This window comes from Streptomyces sp. NPDC050418, from assembly GCF_044458745.1.
GTDB lineage: Bacteria > Actinomycetota > Actinomycetes > Streptomycetales > Streptomycetaceae > Streptomyces.
On record NZ_JBITIG010000005.1, the window covers coordinates 279,515 to 293,640 of the forward strand.

At 66.6% G+C, this 14,126-nt stretch carries 17 protein-coding genes and 1 tRNA gene; 15 read left to right on the forward strand and 3 right to left on the reverse strand.

Features of this window, described 5'->3' with window-relative positions; translation table 11 throughout:
• Window positions 1–56: 56 nt before the first annotated feature.
• The gene (locus ACIBI4_RS13990) at window positions 57–407 is read right to left on the reverse strand and encodes a multiprotein-bridging factor 1 family protein (RefSeq protein ID WP_399204034.1); all 351 of its coding nucleotides are present in this window, start codon (window positions 405–407) and stop codon (window positions 57–59) included.
• A 230-nt stretch (window positions 408–637) separates the two neighbouring features.
• On the opposite strand from ACIBI4_RS13990, the gene ACIBI4_RS13995 reads away from it, so the two are divergent.
• From ACIBI4_RS13995 to ACIBI4_RS14060, 14 genes are all read left to right on the forward strand, one after another.
• Window positions 638–1,375 (forward strand): hypothetical protein, encoded by a 738-nt coding sequence (locus ACIBI4_RS13995; protein WP_399204035.1) that lies wholly within the window; start codon window positions 638–640, stop codon window positions 1,373–1,375.
• Window positions 1,376–1,617: 242 nt separating this feature from the next.
• The gene (locus ACIBI4_RS14000) at window positions 1,618–2,541 is read left to right on the forward strand and encodes a hypothetical protein (protein ID WP_399204036.1); all 924 of its coding nucleotides are present in this window, start codon (window positions 1,618–1,620) and stop codon (window positions 2,539–2,541) included.
• Window positions 2,538–4,043: a hypothetical protein gene (locus ACIBI4_RS14005; protein WP_399204038.1), complete on the forward strand. Its 1,506-nt coding sequence runs from the start codon at window positions 2,538–2,540 to the stop codon at window positions 4,041–4,043. Before ACIBI4_RS14000 ends, ACIBI4_RS14005 begins: the two co-directional genes overlap by 4 nt.
• 233 nt (window positions 4,044–4,276) lie before the next feature.
• A tRNA-Arg gene (locus tag ACIBI4_RS14010) sits at window positions 4,277–4,349 on the forward strand.
• A 971-nt stretch (window positions 4,350–5,320) separates the two neighbouring features.
• On the forward strand, window positions 5,321–5,848 hold the full coding sequence (locus ACIBI4_RS14015) for a hypothetical protein (protein ID WP_399204039.1): 528 nt from the start codon (window positions 5,321–5,323) through the stop codon (window positions 5,846–5,848).
• 494 nt (window positions 5,849–6,342) lie between these two features.
• Window positions 6,343–6,654, forward strand: coding sequence for a hypothetical protein (locus ACIBI4_RS14020; RefSeq protein WP_399204040.1), 312 nt, complete (start codon window positions 6,343–6,345; stop codon window positions 6,652–6,654).
• A 5-nt stretch (window positions 6,655–6,659) separates the two neighbouring features.
• Window positions 6,660–6,860: a hypothetical protein gene (locus ACIBI4_RS14025; protein ID WP_399204041.1), complete on the forward strand. Its 201-nt coding sequence runs from the start codon at window positions 6,660–6,662 to the stop codon at window positions 6,858–6,860.
• A 234-nt stretch (window positions 6,861–7,094) separates the two neighbouring features.
• Complete coding sequence (locus ACIBI4_RS14030; RefSeq protein ID WP_399204042.1) at window positions 7,095–7,259, forward strand: hypothetical protein; 165 nt, start codon at window positions 7,095–7,097, stop codon at window positions 7,257–7,259.
• A 244-nt stretch (window positions 7,260–7,503) separates the two neighbouring features.
• Complete coding sequence (locus tag ACIBI4_RS14035) at window positions 7,504–7,722, forward strand: hypothetical protein (protein WP_399204044.1); 219 nt, start codon at window positions 7,504–7,506, stop codon at window positions 7,720–7,722.
• 4 nt (window positions 7,723–7,726) lie between these two features.
• Window positions 7,727–7,978, forward strand: coding sequence for a hypothetical protein (locus ACIBI4_RS14040; RefSeq protein ID WP_399204045.1), 252 nt, complete (start codon window positions 7,727–7,729; stop codon window positions 7,976–7,978).
• 140 nt (window positions 7,979–8,118) lie between these two features.
• Window positions 8,119–8,445 carry a hypothetical protein gene (locus tag ACIBI4_RS14045; RefSeq protein ID WP_399204047.1) on the forward strand — a complete coding sequence of 109 codons (327 nt, stop codon included), beginning with the start codon at window positions 8,119–8,121 and terminating at the stop codon, window positions 8,443–8,445.
• A gap of 169 nt (window positions 8,446–8,614) precedes the next feature.
• Entirely contained in the window at window positions 8,615–9,007 is a 393-nt protein-coding gene (locus ACIBI4_RS14050; RefSeq protein ID WP_399204048.1) for a hypothetical protein, read from the forward strand.
• A 249-nt stretch (window positions 9,008–9,256) separates the two neighbouring features.
• On the forward strand, window positions 9,257–9,484 hold the full coding sequence (locus ACIBI4_RS14055) for a hypothetical protein (protein WP_399204049.1): 228 nt from the start codon (window positions 9,257–9,259) through the stop codon (window positions 9,482–9,484).
• A gap of 529 nt (window positions 9,485–10,013) precedes the next feature.
• Window positions 10,014–10,838 carry an SAM-dependent methyltransferase gene (locus ACIBI4_RS14060; protein ID WP_399204050.1) on the forward strand — a complete coding sequence of 275 codons (825 nt, stop codon included), beginning with the start codon at window positions 10,014–10,016 and terminating at the stop codon, window positions 10,836–10,838.
• Here the strand turns inward: ACIBI4_RS14060 and ACIBI4_RS14065 are convergent.
• The gene (locus tag ACIBI4_RS14065) at window positions 10,814–12,529 is read right to left on the reverse strand and encodes a protein kinase (protein ID WP_399204051.1); all 1,716 of its coding nucleotides are present in this window, start codon (window positions 12,527–12,529) and stop codon (window positions 10,814–10,816) included. The genes ACIBI4_RS14060 and ACIBI4_RS14065 overlap by 25 nt on opposite strands.
• Window positions 12,530–12,691: 162 nt before the next feature.
• Between ACIBI4_RS14065 and ACIBI4_RS14070 the strand changes: the two genes are divergently transcribed.
• Entirely contained in the window at window positions 12,692–13,474 is a 783-nt protein-coding gene (locus ACIBI4_RS14070) for a DUF817 domain-containing protein (protein WP_399204052.1), read from the forward strand.
• A 30-nt stretch (window positions 13,475–13,504) separates the two neighbouring features.
• Here ACIBI4_RS14070 and ACIBI4_RS14075 read toward each other — a convergent pair whose 3' ends face one another.
• Window positions 13,505–14,110, reverse strand: coding sequence for a DsbA family protein (locus tag ACIBI4_RS14075; protein WP_399204053.1), 606 nt, complete (start codon window positions 14,108–14,110; stop codon window positions 13,505–13,507).
• Window positions 14,111–14,126 lie beyond the last annotated feature (16 nt).

The following is a 14,126-nucleotide window of genomic DNA, read 5'->3' on the forward strand; positions in this document are numbered from 1 at the left end:
GAACACTCATGCCCATTTCGCCGTACGTTGCGAACCGCTGGCAGATCCAGGCCACATCACCCCGGGTTCTCCGCGGGCGGCTCCACCGACCGGCCTTCGCCATCCGCCGGCCAGTCGACATGACGGGGCCACAACATCACTCCGAGGGCGTTCTCAAGCCGAGCCACGGTCATGAGGTCCGGCCAGGCCTTGCCTGCGAGCACGTGGGCGATGACCTGCCGGTTGACCCGGCTCTTCTTGGCGAGCGTGTTGGCGCTGAGTTCCTGCCGGGTCATTGCCTCGAGCAGGGATCGGCCGACCGCTTGGGCGACCTGTGCCGCGATGTCCGGCTCCATCACCGCGTACGGCCACTGGCCGCGGACAACGTAGAGGTAGGGCTTTCTCGCACGTTCGCTTCCTCCAGGCACCTGACCAGTGTGACCGAGGGGGCGCCGGGATGCGTACACCCCTCTCGCATGCTACTCAAGCAGCATGAGGGTGTGAAGCTGCTCCAGTGCACCCTCTTCCCTCCGCGCGCGACGGGCGCCGGACGGATCGCGGCGACCGCGGGAGGTGCGAGGTGACCGCACGCCAAAGCCCCCGGCCCCCTTCCGCGCGCCCACTCCCCACTCGGCGGACACCCCCCGATCAGCAACTCGTGATCGTCCGCGCGATGTGCATGAACGACGGGCCCTTCACAGCCCGGGACCTGGCAGTCGAGACCGGCGTACCAGCGGACAAGTGCCAGCTGGTACTGGCGTTCTGGCGGAACTGCGGGCTGCTTGAGCAGGTCCCCGGTCGCGGTACGTATCGCGCCTCAACGAAGGCAAGGGCCACAGCTCGCGCATGGAGGGCCGGGGACGCCGAAGGGTTGCTCGCCATCCGGAATCTGCTCCGCCCTCAGTGGTTCGCGAAGTCGCTGCGTACGCGGCTCGCTGCGGGCCCTGGCGTACGCGCCGGGTTGGTCACCAAGCTGATGCAGCTGGCTCAGGTTGATGAGCGGTACCGGCTCGAAGTCGAGACGCTGCTCGATCTCCTGGCAGCCGTCGGCATGCTCGTGCCGCGGGGCAACGGTTACCTCGCCTGGTTCGAGGAGCAGAAGGCGTCGCCCACGCCCACCGCCGTACCCGCAGGCGATGTGGAAGCCAGCGTCGCCGGTGAGACAGCAGAACCGACACCGGCCGCGCAGAGCGCCGACTCCATTCCCATGCCCCGCACGCCGGTTGACGCCGCTCCCGCCTCCAGCGGCGTCGAGGACCTGATGGCCCTGCTTAGCCAGCCCTTGCAGCTGGCCGACCTCGCCCGGCTCTCCTCCAAGGACCTCCTGGACCTGCACGGTCACATCGCCGGGCTGGCCCATACCGCCTCGAAACTACGGAGCCGCCGCTCGCACTGATCCACGCGAACACGCAAGAAGGGTCCGGCAGCGCCGATTCCTTGGCCGGAGAGCGCTGTCGGACCCCTACCTCAACCCATGACTGCACCCGCGGCCTTCGTCGCGGGCCCACACGAAGGGCTTTGGCATGCCTGCACGCAAGAGGGTGCGGGGCGCTGACCACCGTAGCGCTCCCGCCTCCGCCAGCCACCACTTCCCGTCACCGCGCCACTCGGACGCGGTACTCACCGAGGGGGTCCTCCGTGGTTAGGAAGAATCACATCCGTCCCGCCCTGCCGCACATCGCCCGCACCTGGCGGCAGCGCACTGCCACCGGCGAGATGAGTCTGGAGACGTTCGACCTCTATCTCCGGCTGGCCGAGCACCTGGAGCGGTTCGCCGAGGTCAACGGGATCGTCCGCTTCGACGACGTCTCCCAGACCCTCGTTCTGGCCTTCATCGAGGCGCCGGGATATGACCGGCATCAGGGGATCATCGTCAACCCGGCCAACGGGACCCGTCGTCAGCGACGCTCGGCTGTGGAGGCCCTGTTCGCCGAGGCCCGCGCCCAAGGATTCACCCAAGCGGCCCCAACGGTCGATCTACCGCCCATCTCCCGCAGCCCGCGGCGAAAGGGTACCCACCTAAGCAGTGGCGAGATCCAGAGCCTGCGCTTTCAGTCCGAGCGTGGCATGCCCGGCACTCGGCACGCCGCGCTCCTTGCCTTGCTGCTTGCCGGCCTGCACAGCGCCGAAATCGCCAAGGCAACGACCGACGACCTCGACCTGGACAGCGCCACGGTGTGGACCCCCGGTGCGACCCGCACCTACGGTCGCTCCTGTCCTCTGGACAGCTGGTCCGTCCGCGTCCTCGGACTGCGCTCCGCACATCTGCTGCGCACGGCGGAGCCCGGAGTCCCCCAGCGTCTGGTCACCGGCGCGTCCTCGGCATACCGCTCGCAGGCCAGCGTCGGCGCCGGTTTCAGCGACATCGCGCGCCGCTCCGGCCTCTCCACCTCTCAGCGTAAGGTAGAACCACGCGACGTCACCCGCTACGTCGCCCGTCAGATCCTGGACCGGACCGGCCAACTCTCAAAGGTTGCTCGTCAGTTGGGCTACTCCTCGCTCGACAGCGCGGCCGCGATGGCTTCGCTCCAGTGGCTTCCCGAGAGCGGAGATGCAGCGTGAGTGCTCCCAAGCGGCGCTCACGCCGCAGCACAAAGAAGAAGTCGGACGAGGGCAAGACCTGGCTGCTCGGGCCGATCCCCGACGACGCCTTCGGCTCGGCCTCCGACCCTGCACCCCAACCGAGCCCGGAAGCCCCGCCATTGGCGATTGACCAGCGCTTCGAGTACCTGATCCGCAACCCGGACCTGTACGACGTCGCACAGAGCGTCCTGCCGAGCCGCGGGCCCGGGAAGGTCGGTCGGCCACTGACGTTCCCCCCGTACGTCTACTTCATCTTCCTCTGCGCGATCTCCATCTTCGGGTCGGCCCGCAGCACCGCCGCCCACCTCGCCCGCTCCATGTGGTGGGAACCCATTCGGGCCGCCGTCCACGAGTTCATCGGCCCCGAGGAGGCTGAGGCTCTGCCTGCTGCAGGACCCACCCGCAGCCAGTGGAATTACTTCTTCCATAAGCACCTAAAGGGAGTCGCAGACGACGTACGCGACACAAGCAGAGACTCATGGATCGAGCAGGCTATTTCGCAGGGAATGATGACCGGGAAGTCCCGCGGGAACTGGATCTATCCCGAGCGGGAACAAGTCCTGCACGGCGATGCCACCGTCGCCTGCCCTCCTTCCGACCACACCGAAGCTGAAGAGCACGACGAAGAGACCGGTGAAGTCCGCCGCCATCGCGTGGATCCAGACGCAAGCCACACCACCGAAGGCGGCGGCCGCAAGGTCTACGGAAATAAATTCCTCTCCATTGCTGTCCGCATGGCGAACCGCCCACACAGCCGCGTCATCCTGGCGCTGGAGTCGGTACGCCACAAGTCGCGCGCCAAGGATCCGCACCGCGAGGACGAAGGAAAGGCCACAGTCCGGCTGGTCAAGTACATCAAGGGCAAGGTCCCTGGCGTGCGCGCCTTCACCTACGACACCGCACTACGCGGCGTCCACCGCGCCCCGCTCATCGCCGATGGTCTCGTGGTGTTCACACCCCAGCACAGCGGTCTCGAACCCCAGCCCCTCCTCAAATACGAGGAAAAGGACAACCCCTGCATCGGACACGACCTTTACGCGGCAGCGGGGCGCGTCTGCGAACGCCACATCACCATCGACGGCGAGACCCACTACTCACCGCTTCCCGTCGAAGAGCTCGAATGCCGCAAAGGGAACCAGGTGCGCTTCTATCAGCGCATCGAAATTCCCTGCAAGGGCCTGACCCACCACACCCGAGTCCGAGTCGATGAAACAAAGGAAGACCGTGAAATCGACGCCACCACAAAACGGCAGCGATTCAATCGCACCGAGCACCTCAGGCAGATCGCACCCGGCACCCCGGCCGGCAAGCGGCTGAAGGGATTCCGACAGGACAGCGAATCCCAGCACTCCCGATTCGACCAGTCCTACCCACACGAGCGGGTGCCAGCATACGGGGCCATCGGTGCCCTCCTCGTGTACATCGGCTACGCCTGGGTCAGCAACTCCATTGCTCGGGCGTTCGGCCACCGCAGGGCCTGACGCTCACAGGTCGGGTGCGGCAGCTGTCAAGGCAGCCGCCACACCCGACCGGCGATCTTCCCGCACAGGTCCCGCTCACCCTTCGGCCTGACGGCCCCCTCAAGACCACCCGCTACACTGTCGGCGGCGACACAGCTCTGATCAGCTGCGCCGCCACGGAACTGACGGATCCCACGCTGACTGGATTCGCCCAGCTATGGGGGAATTTCAGACACGTTTTCCGACAGATCCCGGCCTCCGTAGCTCAGGGGATAGAGCACAGCTCTCCTAAAGCTGGTGTCGCAGGTTCGAATCCTGCCGGGGGCACAGCGAGAAGGGCCAGGACTGGGGTGCTCCCCCGGGCCTGGCCCTTCGGCATGATCAAATCCGTGCCACTCACGTGCCACTTTCGTCGGCGGCCGGTCCTCTCCCCGAGTCTTGCGGATCATCGCGCCATGCACTGTGTCCCGCAGCTCAGGGGCGTAACCGAGGTCGTGCAACCAGGCCGCAGCCACGAGGAGATCCCGCTCGTCCTCCGGCTATCACCGACGCAAACTCTTGAGCCTTCGCGGCTACGGCCTGCGTGTGCAGCCAGCGGTTCCCGAGCGGCGGCAGCAGGGTCTCAGCCAGGGCGGCAGCACCTTGAGGCGTATCGAGTGCGGAGGGCATGAACTTCACCGTAGCTGCGCCGATCAGAGCACCGACAGCCCGAGACCCGCCCGGTCAGCCGCGCGGACAAAGTTTCCCTACATCATCAAGTGCTCGCTTCGCTCGCTGGCCGGGCTCACGGATCCGCCTCGGAGACCGCTGCCACTCCCGCCTGAAGTGATCACGCCCGTGGTGACGCGTGCGCGTCGACATCGCCCCGCCGCCGCGATCCGGCCTGGGAGTTGGAAAGAAGAGCGTCGGTTGATCTCGCCGGGCACAGTGCCGGCGGAACCCCAGAAACCCCAAGAACCACCAGGACACGAAGTAGATCCAAGTCCAGAAGGATCAATCCAGAGGATTGAGGGCCGCGCAGAGCGCGGCGCTGGTCAGTCACAGGGGCAAACGGGGACGCCATACGTACAGGTCAAAGACGCGTTGTGCTTCGACTAAGGCCGGATCGCGGCGACGGTGCAATGTCGACGGACCCGCTTCCATGGTCGTTGCCCATCGGCGGGAGCGGCCGGCTCCACGGCCTACCCAGCCCGACCCCAAACAGGCAGGACACCGGTTAAAGCCGCGCAGCCGACCTGTGATGCAGCCCTTGACCTGTATCTTCCCGGAACCGAAGATCCTTCCGGGGTGATGTGGAAATGAGTGAGGCCGTAGTGCGTCGGCCGTTCTTCACGTGGCTGTCGACGGCAATGGGGGTTGGCTTCTACGCGTGCGCAATGTGGGTTGCGGTCTTCATGCGCGAGGACGGGTACATGCCCCCGTTGACGGTCGCGGGGTCTGTGGTCTTCTTTTGGGTGATGGGATGGCACTCGGCCATCCGGTTCACGGACGCTCACCTGACCGTCACTAACATCGTCGTGACCTCAACAGTTGCATGGCCAGCTGTTGCAGAGATCACAGCGGACGACGGTCTGTGCATCCGCCTGCGCGATGACCGAGAACTCGGCTCAATCGCCTTCGGTGGCTCACTGATCGGCGGCTTGCGGGGATACCCGACCTATCAGAAGGCATTCAGTCGTCTCTGTGAGGCGCACAAGAGTGGCCGTCGTGGCGGCAAGTGGGATGGCACCGTTCAACTGCGCCGGTCCGTGAGATGGCGCCAACTGTGCGCTGCCGTCGCGTTGATCTACGGGCCGCTGCTCATCGTTCTGGCTGTCAGTGAGTGAGGGCGTTCAACCACCGTTGGAGTACAGCAGCGAAATACAGCAACCACAGCAGCCGCTCACGTCTCGTCATTGCCGCCATGGGCTCAACTTCGGCCGGCATGAGCGTGACCGACCGTTCTCTCTAGAGCTACGGATCAGAAGGTCTAGCCGAGCGGGCCGACGCACCACAGCCGCACCAGATCGAGCGGTGAACCACGGGGAATCGCGGTCTGCGACATGCAGCGACGCCCGCCTCGATCCCACCGTTCTGCCAGCTCAGCAGCCGCGTGGCCCTCGATCACCGCAGATTCCCAAGCGCAGAGCATCGACCATGGAGTATTCGGTAGCCACGCGTCAGGTCCCTCTGTACCGTGCGCCTATGACCGACAACCGAAGGGGCAATGCCGCGTAGGCGCCCTGGTTCACTGCGCGCCGAACAGTGGCGCCCCCGCCCGGGAGTACCGGTTCGCCGAATACGCGCAGTCTCCGCTCGCACCCGCCTCGCGATCCAACGCATGGAGGAACAGCGCCTCTGGGTCGACGCAGTAGTGGAAGCGCTCGGCACCTATCACCAGTTCCTGCGACAGCCCTGCCGCTATCTGTCAGCGGACAACCCCGGGTGCCCTTGCTGCGATCCCCTACAGGCCCGAGACCAACTGGACGACGCCCTCGCGTGGCTGCCGCCGGCTGCCGAAGCCGAGTTGGGGACCATCGTGTCCCGTCTGGATGACGAGTTCGAACGACGCACCATCCCGGACCCGTGGATCCGGGATGTGAGCACGTGGGCAGCGGAAGCCTGGTGGCATCAACGCTCGCAGGAACGGTGACCGCCATGAGCGTTGAGGAGCGGGTGATCTGCGCGTTCTGCATGGAGAGTAGCGACGTGGGCGTCTTCGGCGACGGGGTCACCTTGGACATCATCCGCGCCGGAGTGCAGAGCACGCAGACCATCTGGGCCCACGTCAATTGCCTTGATGACGCACTCAACAAACGCATCATGCGGGGTGAGTGGCTAGAGGGGCCGTTCGGTTAGCGGCGTGCCACATCCGTGCCAGATCAGGTGGGGAGCAAGGGCAATAACGAGGATCAACGGGCGGCTTGAAGGAGATCAGCCCAGGGAGCGAACTCGCAGGTCAGCCGCCACGTGATCCAACCTCGCTCCTGAAGCTGGTGTCACAGGTTCGAATCCTGCCGGGGGCACATGGGCGAAGACCCCCAGCCGATCATGGCTGGGGGTCTTTGACATCCAGATCTGACATCAACGGGCATGGTCACTGACGACCCGGTCATCACCCCGGACCCCGACGACGCGTGGATGATCCACTGCTACCCGGTACCCGTCAGATCCTGGCCCGCGGTCGAAGCGATCTTGGCTTGCGGGCCGCCTGATCCTACGCTCGACTACTTCGCCGGCGCCGAGACCACCGAGTAGGGGCGCGCGGTACAGCACAGAAGTACAGCAACCCTGCCGACCGCTTCCGGCCGTAGTAGCCCCTCACCGACCGCCTGAGCAGGCCAGCAGACCTCAGCGACCGCACCGCCGGTAGTTCGCATCGAGGGGGTAGAGCGCGACGTGGCTCGGCGATTAGGAATCCGCCGACCGCGCTGGAACAGCACCCTCTCGTGCCTGCAGAAAACCAATCTTCGACTGCCGATCGTTGTGGCAGGGTGCGCGCATGTCCAATGACGTGGCGTATCCCGTCTTCCACACACCCGATCCCACACTGGCCCTGCGCGTGGCTCGTCAGTTGCTCGGCGTCGGCGACCTGGAGCACGCGAAGGTGGACGTGGATGTTGAGCTCCCCAGAATCGAGGACGTCCTGGTCGCTCTGAAGGCCATGCCCGACGCGTGGTTCAGGAAGGAGGACACCGACCTTCACAGCAGTCGCCAGTAAGTACATGGCCGAGATCCGCTGGATTTTCCTCGGATGGCCAGAAGTTCCAGAGCGTGATCTGTACGCGGATTACAAGCATGCCGAGGTCACCGTGCTGTTCAACGCCGCCACTCGCGAGATGGACGCGTGGTCCAACGGGCACACCGTCCTCGTCCACGTACGTGACCGGAGCAGCAACGCGTACAGCGAGCGGCATGCATCTTGGCTGGCGGAGCAAGTCGGCCGGACCGTCATCGGCCCACCGCAGTTCAGCTAGGGCCTGGGAAGGTCAAGCGTCTGGAGTCTTGCGAGCGATCGCGTCCAGGATCGATCCCCACAGCAGTTCCAGTCCAAAGCCGCTCCGCCGACCTCACGTCGCCGTTGCCGGGAGTGGTCTCGGCACTTCATGCTGGCTCCATGCCTGTCTCCGCCGAAATACACGATCTCTGTCGGATGACATTCACCGAGGCAGACGTACCCCTGGCGCTCCACGTCCTGAACACGTACGAGGGGGAGCAGCCGGATCAGGTGCACCGGGCTGTGATCAAGCTGAGCGAAGGCAACCTTCACCTCCTGGCTTCTTGGGTCGGCGGGTTGAGCCCGACGCAGCAAGGCGTTGAGACCCTGTTCTGGTTCGCCGGGGCAATGGAGCCAGAGGCCACCGAGAAGCAGGTCTTTGGCGCTGGTTGGATGAACAGCTACTACAAGAAGAACCGCCTCACATCGCAGGGCGACGCATCCTGACGTGAGCGATCGGTCGTGCCCCTCGCGTGCCCGATCGGACGGTCGGGAACGCGCAAGTCAGCGACGCCCCAGCTCAGCCTCACCCCATGAGTCATTGAGACTCCACCGGCCTTGCGTCTCGCCGCGGCTGCTAGCGTCCCCTCGTCGCGTTCAAAGAGAGGCGGGGGCCGTGCAGATTGCTGGCGTTGACCTGTACGTCAACCACCCGATCATGGCACTGGGAGCCCCCGACTGGATTCGCAATGACCTTGCGCTGGCTGGAGAGGCAGCCGTCGCCTCTGACACCCACATCCTCGTGCGCGTGGAAGCTCAGGTCGTTCTGATCAAGGTCCGGCTCTTCCGTGACTACGGCGAGGGCACCGAATGCGACACATCGTTTACCACGGTGTTCGACGGCACCCTCTATCTAGCCGACAGGCGCCTCGCTCTCGGTGACGTAATGGCAGAGAGCCGCTTCGTCAGGTACCTCGGAGGCCCTCAACGGTGGCGCGTGCGTGTGTCGGTCGACGATCCAGAGGGGCCCGCGAGGGCGGTCGATGTGGTGCTACAGCCTGATAGCTAGTCGCCGAACCCTGGATCAGTGGGAGGCCTGGCGGACGACCACCCCGTAAATGGCGAGGCCCACATCATGATCAGCAATGGGTCGCCCCCAGAATCAGAGGGCAACCTCTTCTGTGACATCGACCTTGCGTACCGGAGGCCTACGTGGCGGCCGGACGAGGACCAGTACCCTCCCCGTCCTGACGTCCAGAGCTGACATCAGCGGCGGCGAATGTCGGACGTCGGCAACCTCTATTGATCGGCTCATCTCATGACCACAGATCCGAGCGAGTACGAGAAGGCGATTCCGCACGTGGTTGCCCACCTGGCGAAGATGGAGCGTGCTGTTGACCGGACCCGTTACCGCTACGCAGGGCAGCCGTACGAGGTCGTGCGGCAGGCACTCTCTGATGCGCTGCGGGAAGAAGGCGCGCAGAACATCCCTGCGCAGGTGGTCGATGAACTGGCCGTACAGATCTCGCGTCCCGTACAGCAGTGAAGTACCGCAACCACAACGACCGCCCATGCTCAGCAACGCTTACTATGGCTCTAACTTCGGCCGGTATGACCGTGATTGACCGTTCTCTCTAGAGCTACGGATCAGAAGGTCGCGCCTACCATGGCGATGGTGGCTGGCGTAGATGTCCCTGAGCCCTTGATCGCCCTGCAATGCGCCGTATACGAGGCGAGGCAGGCGCTGACCGAGCACGTCCGGACGAACGGCCCGGTGCCAACCTGGAGCGATGCGGCCCACGCCGCGGGTGGCGCACTGCAGCAGGCGTGCCAAGAGGCCCAGGCTGCTCTTAAACAGGCTATTGCTGGAAGTGGCTTGGAACGTGATCACGGTAGACGTGCCTTGAATCACGCGCTCCGGGCCGCAGCGATACCACGGATGGAAGCCCGTGCCACATCCGTGCCAGAACGGGCGGGGTCCGATGGGGAATCAGGGCACTCACGGGTACGCGCTATCGGCGTGCGGCACCGAGGCCAAAACGGCTTGCGGTCGGGGATGTGAGCGGCTTGGGTGCGTGGTCGTGACTGCATTGAGTGATCTCGTACGTCCCGACCGCTATCCGCGCTCCTCGCGGTACGACCCCGCCTGGTTGCTCGGGCTCGACATGGGGCCGAACCCGTTGTGGCTGCTGGAGGATCTCGCCCGGGGTCTCGATCTGCGGCCGGGTATGCGGGTTCTCGATCTCGGGTCCGGCAAGGGCGCCACGTCGGTGTTTCTGGCTCGCGAGTACGGGGTCGAGGTCGTCGCGGCCGATCTGTGGATCGCTCCCGAGCAGGCGGCGGCGGTGTTCGCCGAGGCGGGTGTCGGGGAGCAGGTGGAGGCCGTGCGGGCGGAGGCGCATGCTCTGCCGTTCGAGGAGGAGAGCTTCGATGCGATCGTCAGCGTGGATGCCTTCGAGTACTTCGGTACGGCGGACAGCTATCTGCCCTATCTGCTGCGGTTCCTGCGGCCCGGGGGGCAGTTGGGTGTGGCGACCCCGGCGATGACACGCGAGGTCCGTGAACTCGGGGTGATCCCGCCCCACATCAAGAAGGTGGTCGGCTGGGAAGCCATCGCCTGGCATACGGCGGAGTGGTGGCGCTTCCAGTGGGAGATCACCGAGCTGGTGACGGTCACCTCCGCGCGGCTGCAGGAGGACGCCTGGCGGGACTGGCTCCTGTGGGCCCGGGCCGGTGCCGAGCACCATCCCGACGGCCGGAGCGCCAACCAGCCCGTCATCGACATGCTCACCACGGACCGCGGGGAGTTCTTGTCCTTCGCCCTGGTGAGCGCACGGAAGAAGTGGGAGCAGGCGGCGTCCGGCGCCACTCGCCGTCAATCGCGCAGCTTCGCCGCCTGAAGTGCCGTGAGGCGGCGTACGAACAGCACCGTGATGATCGCCGCGGGGATCGTGAGGGCCTGGGCGCCGAAGACCGTCCAGTAGAGGAGGCCGAAGTCGTAGTCGATGCTGGAGGTGTACGTGAGGACGTCGTCCGAGCCGGTGTAGGTGTCGTGATCGGTGGTGGAGTCGATCGTGCGGGACCAGGGGAACCAGAAGGCCGGCCAGGTCAGGAAAGTGATGAGCCAGGTGACCCACCAGGTGTGCAGCAAGCGGGCCGGCGCGGGGTTGCCCGTCGGGCTGGAGGCGTGCCAGATGTCGTCGGCGATCTGCTTGGGGAGGAGCAGGTTGGCGAAGGGGATGAACCAGGCCGTGATCGCCCGCTGCGGGCTGTAGCGGAGGCGGCCCGGGGCGAAGCGGTCCGCGAAGGCGCGGACGCGGGAGAACCAGAGGACCCAGCAGGTCACCAGGCCGACGCCGGTGAGGACTTGGGCGACTGTCAGCCACGTGAAGATGTCCGCGTACTCGGTGAACTCGCTGTCGCTGACCGGTGGGAAGCCGTCCGTTGAGGACTCGTAGTCCCCGTAGAGGTCGTCGGAGGCGACGCCCATCGTGATGGCGGCGGTGGCGGCGACCAGGGTGAACAGGGCGAGGAACCAGTAGACCGCGATGCGGTAGCGGTCGGCCGGGCGTTCGTGGTCGCGGATGCGGCGGCGTTCCTCGGCGAGGAGGGGTTGCGGGCCGGCGGGAGGAACGGGCGGTTGCGTGGGGAGCGCCTGTGGGGTGGTGGGCGGCACCGCCGGCGGCGCGGGTTGCCCCGCAGGCGGGGCGAGCGGTGCCGTGGGGGCGGAGGGGGCGGATGCCGCACGCAGCATCGCCAGCGTGCTGTCGACGCCGGGGCGTTCGGCGGGTTCCTTGGCCAGGAGCGCGGTGATCACCGCCGCGAGGACGGGGTCGGCCTGACGCATCGGCGGCGGGTCCTGGAGGGCGACGGCCGCCATCGTGGCGGTGGGGGTGTCGCGGCGGAACGGGGAGATGCCCTCGACCGCCTCGTACAACGTGGCCCCGAGCGAGAACAGGTCGCCGGAGGCCTGGTCCTGGCTGCCGTTGAGGCGTTCCGGGGCCATGTATTCGGCGGAGCCGATGACGCCGCCCGTCGCGGTGAGCCGGGTGTCCGTCTCGTGGACGGCGATGCCGAAGTCGGCGAGCAGGACCTGGCCGTCGTCGGTGAGCATCACGTTGGCCGGTTTGAGGTCGCGGTGCACGATCCCCGCGGCGTGGGCGGCCTTGAGGGCCTTCAGGAGTGCGGTGGCCAGTTCGGCCACGGAGCGGGCGGGCAGCGGGCCTTCGCCGCGCAGGCGTTCCTCGAGCGAGCAGCCGTCGACCAGGCGCATCACGATCCAGGGCGTGCCGTCCTCGACCACCACGTCGTGGACGGCGACGACATGGGGATGGTCGCGCAGCCGAGCCGCGTTGCGGGCCTCACGGGCCGCGCGGACCACACGGTCGTGCTGCTCCGTGTCCGAGCCCGGGCCCGACTGCTGCGGCAGCCGCACCTCCTTCACGGCGACATGGACGCCGAGCGCCTCGTCGTGCGCCTTCCACACCCGGCCGAACCCGCCTTCGCCCAGCGGACCGACAAGCCGGTACCGCCCACCGACCACCCGCTCCGGCCCACCTGCGCCGTCGGCCCCGCCAGCCCCGTCCGTCACACTCAACTCCCCGTTTTTTACCGCCACTTGAGTACCGGCCTCGGTCAGGAGCAGAGCGTACGAAGGCCGTCCTTCATGTGCAACGCGCACACAGGGACAGGGGTACGGGCGGCGTGCCACGCCGACTGCAACCGTTCGACCTCCCCGGCGATCCTATTGAACGTGTTCAGAAAAATAGGGTTCCTCGGGCAGCTCGTGCAGTTCGGCTGGTTGCAGGCCCGCGCCTGCGCTTTCGCGTTCGCGCTGGTGGGCGGGATGGGGGTGTCGGCAGTACTGCCGGGTCTGCCCGTGGCGCGGTACGACCTGCTGCTCGTGTACGGCGTGCTGCTCACCGCGGTCTTCCGCCTGCTCGGGTGGGAGACCCGGCGGGAGGTTGCGGTCGTCGCGGTCTGCCATGTGCTCGGGCTGGTCTTCGAGCTGGTGAAGGTGCGGGTGGGGTCGTGGAGTTATCCCGAGCCCGGCGTCGCCACGGTCGCCGGGGTGCCGTTGTTCGGCGGCTTCATGTACGCGGCCGTCGGGTCCTACGTGTGCCGTGCACGGCGGCTCTTCGACCTGGAGGTCACCGGCTACCGGGCCCGTACGACCGCCGCTCTGGCCCTTGCGCTGTACGTCAACTTCCTCACCCACCACTGGCTGCCCGACCTGCGGTGGCTGCTCGGCGGTCTGCTTCTGGTGGCCACTACCGGCACCTGGGTCCGGTTCCGCGTCGGCGTGCGGCTGCACCGGATGCCCCTCGCACTGTCCTTCGCCCTGATCGGGTTCTTCCTGTGGCTGGCCGAGAACATCGCCACCTATCTCGGCGCCTGGAGCTACCCCCATCAGCTCGCCGGCTGGGAGCCCGTCTCCGTGACGAAGTGGGTCTCCTGGGGGCTGCTCATCAGCGTCACGTTCGTGATCTGCGGAGTCCGGGCACCGGAGGGCCGTGTCGTGCCCGGGCGGGCCTGAGTGGCAGGCGCGGAGTTGGGTGCCGATGGCTCAGTCGAAGCGGAGGCTTCCGGTGCGTTCCCGCTTGAGTTCGAAGAAGTCGGGGTGGGAGGCGAGGGTGCGGACGGCGTCGAAGAGGCGGGCCGCTTCCTCGCCCCGCGGGATGCTGTTCAGGACGGGCCCGAAGAAGGGCGTGCCGTCGAGGTGCAGCGTGGGCGTGCCGACGTAGCCGCCCGCCGCGGGGTCCTTGCCCGCGTCGTGGCTGCGGCGCAGGGCGGCGTCGTGCGCGGTGGTTGCGGCTGCGTCCGCCAGGGTCGAGGGGAGGCCCAGTTCGGCCAGGCCGTCGGCGGCGACCGCGTCGAAGTCCTTGATTCCCTGCGTATGGATACGGGTGCCGAACGCGGTGTAGAGGTCGCGGAGCACTCCGGGTGCCTGCTGTTCCGCGGCGACCGCGATGCGGACCAGGCCGAGCGAGCGGTCCACCAAGTCGCGGTACCAGGCGGGGAGTTCGTTGCCCTCGTTGTGCAGGTAGAGGCTCATGACGTGGAAGCGGACGTCGAGGTCACGCAAGGGCTCCACCTCGAGGATCCAGCGCGAGGTGATCCAGGCGAAGGGGCAGGCGGGGTCGAAGGAGAAGTCGACTCGTGTCTTCGGCATGGGTCGAACCTAGGCG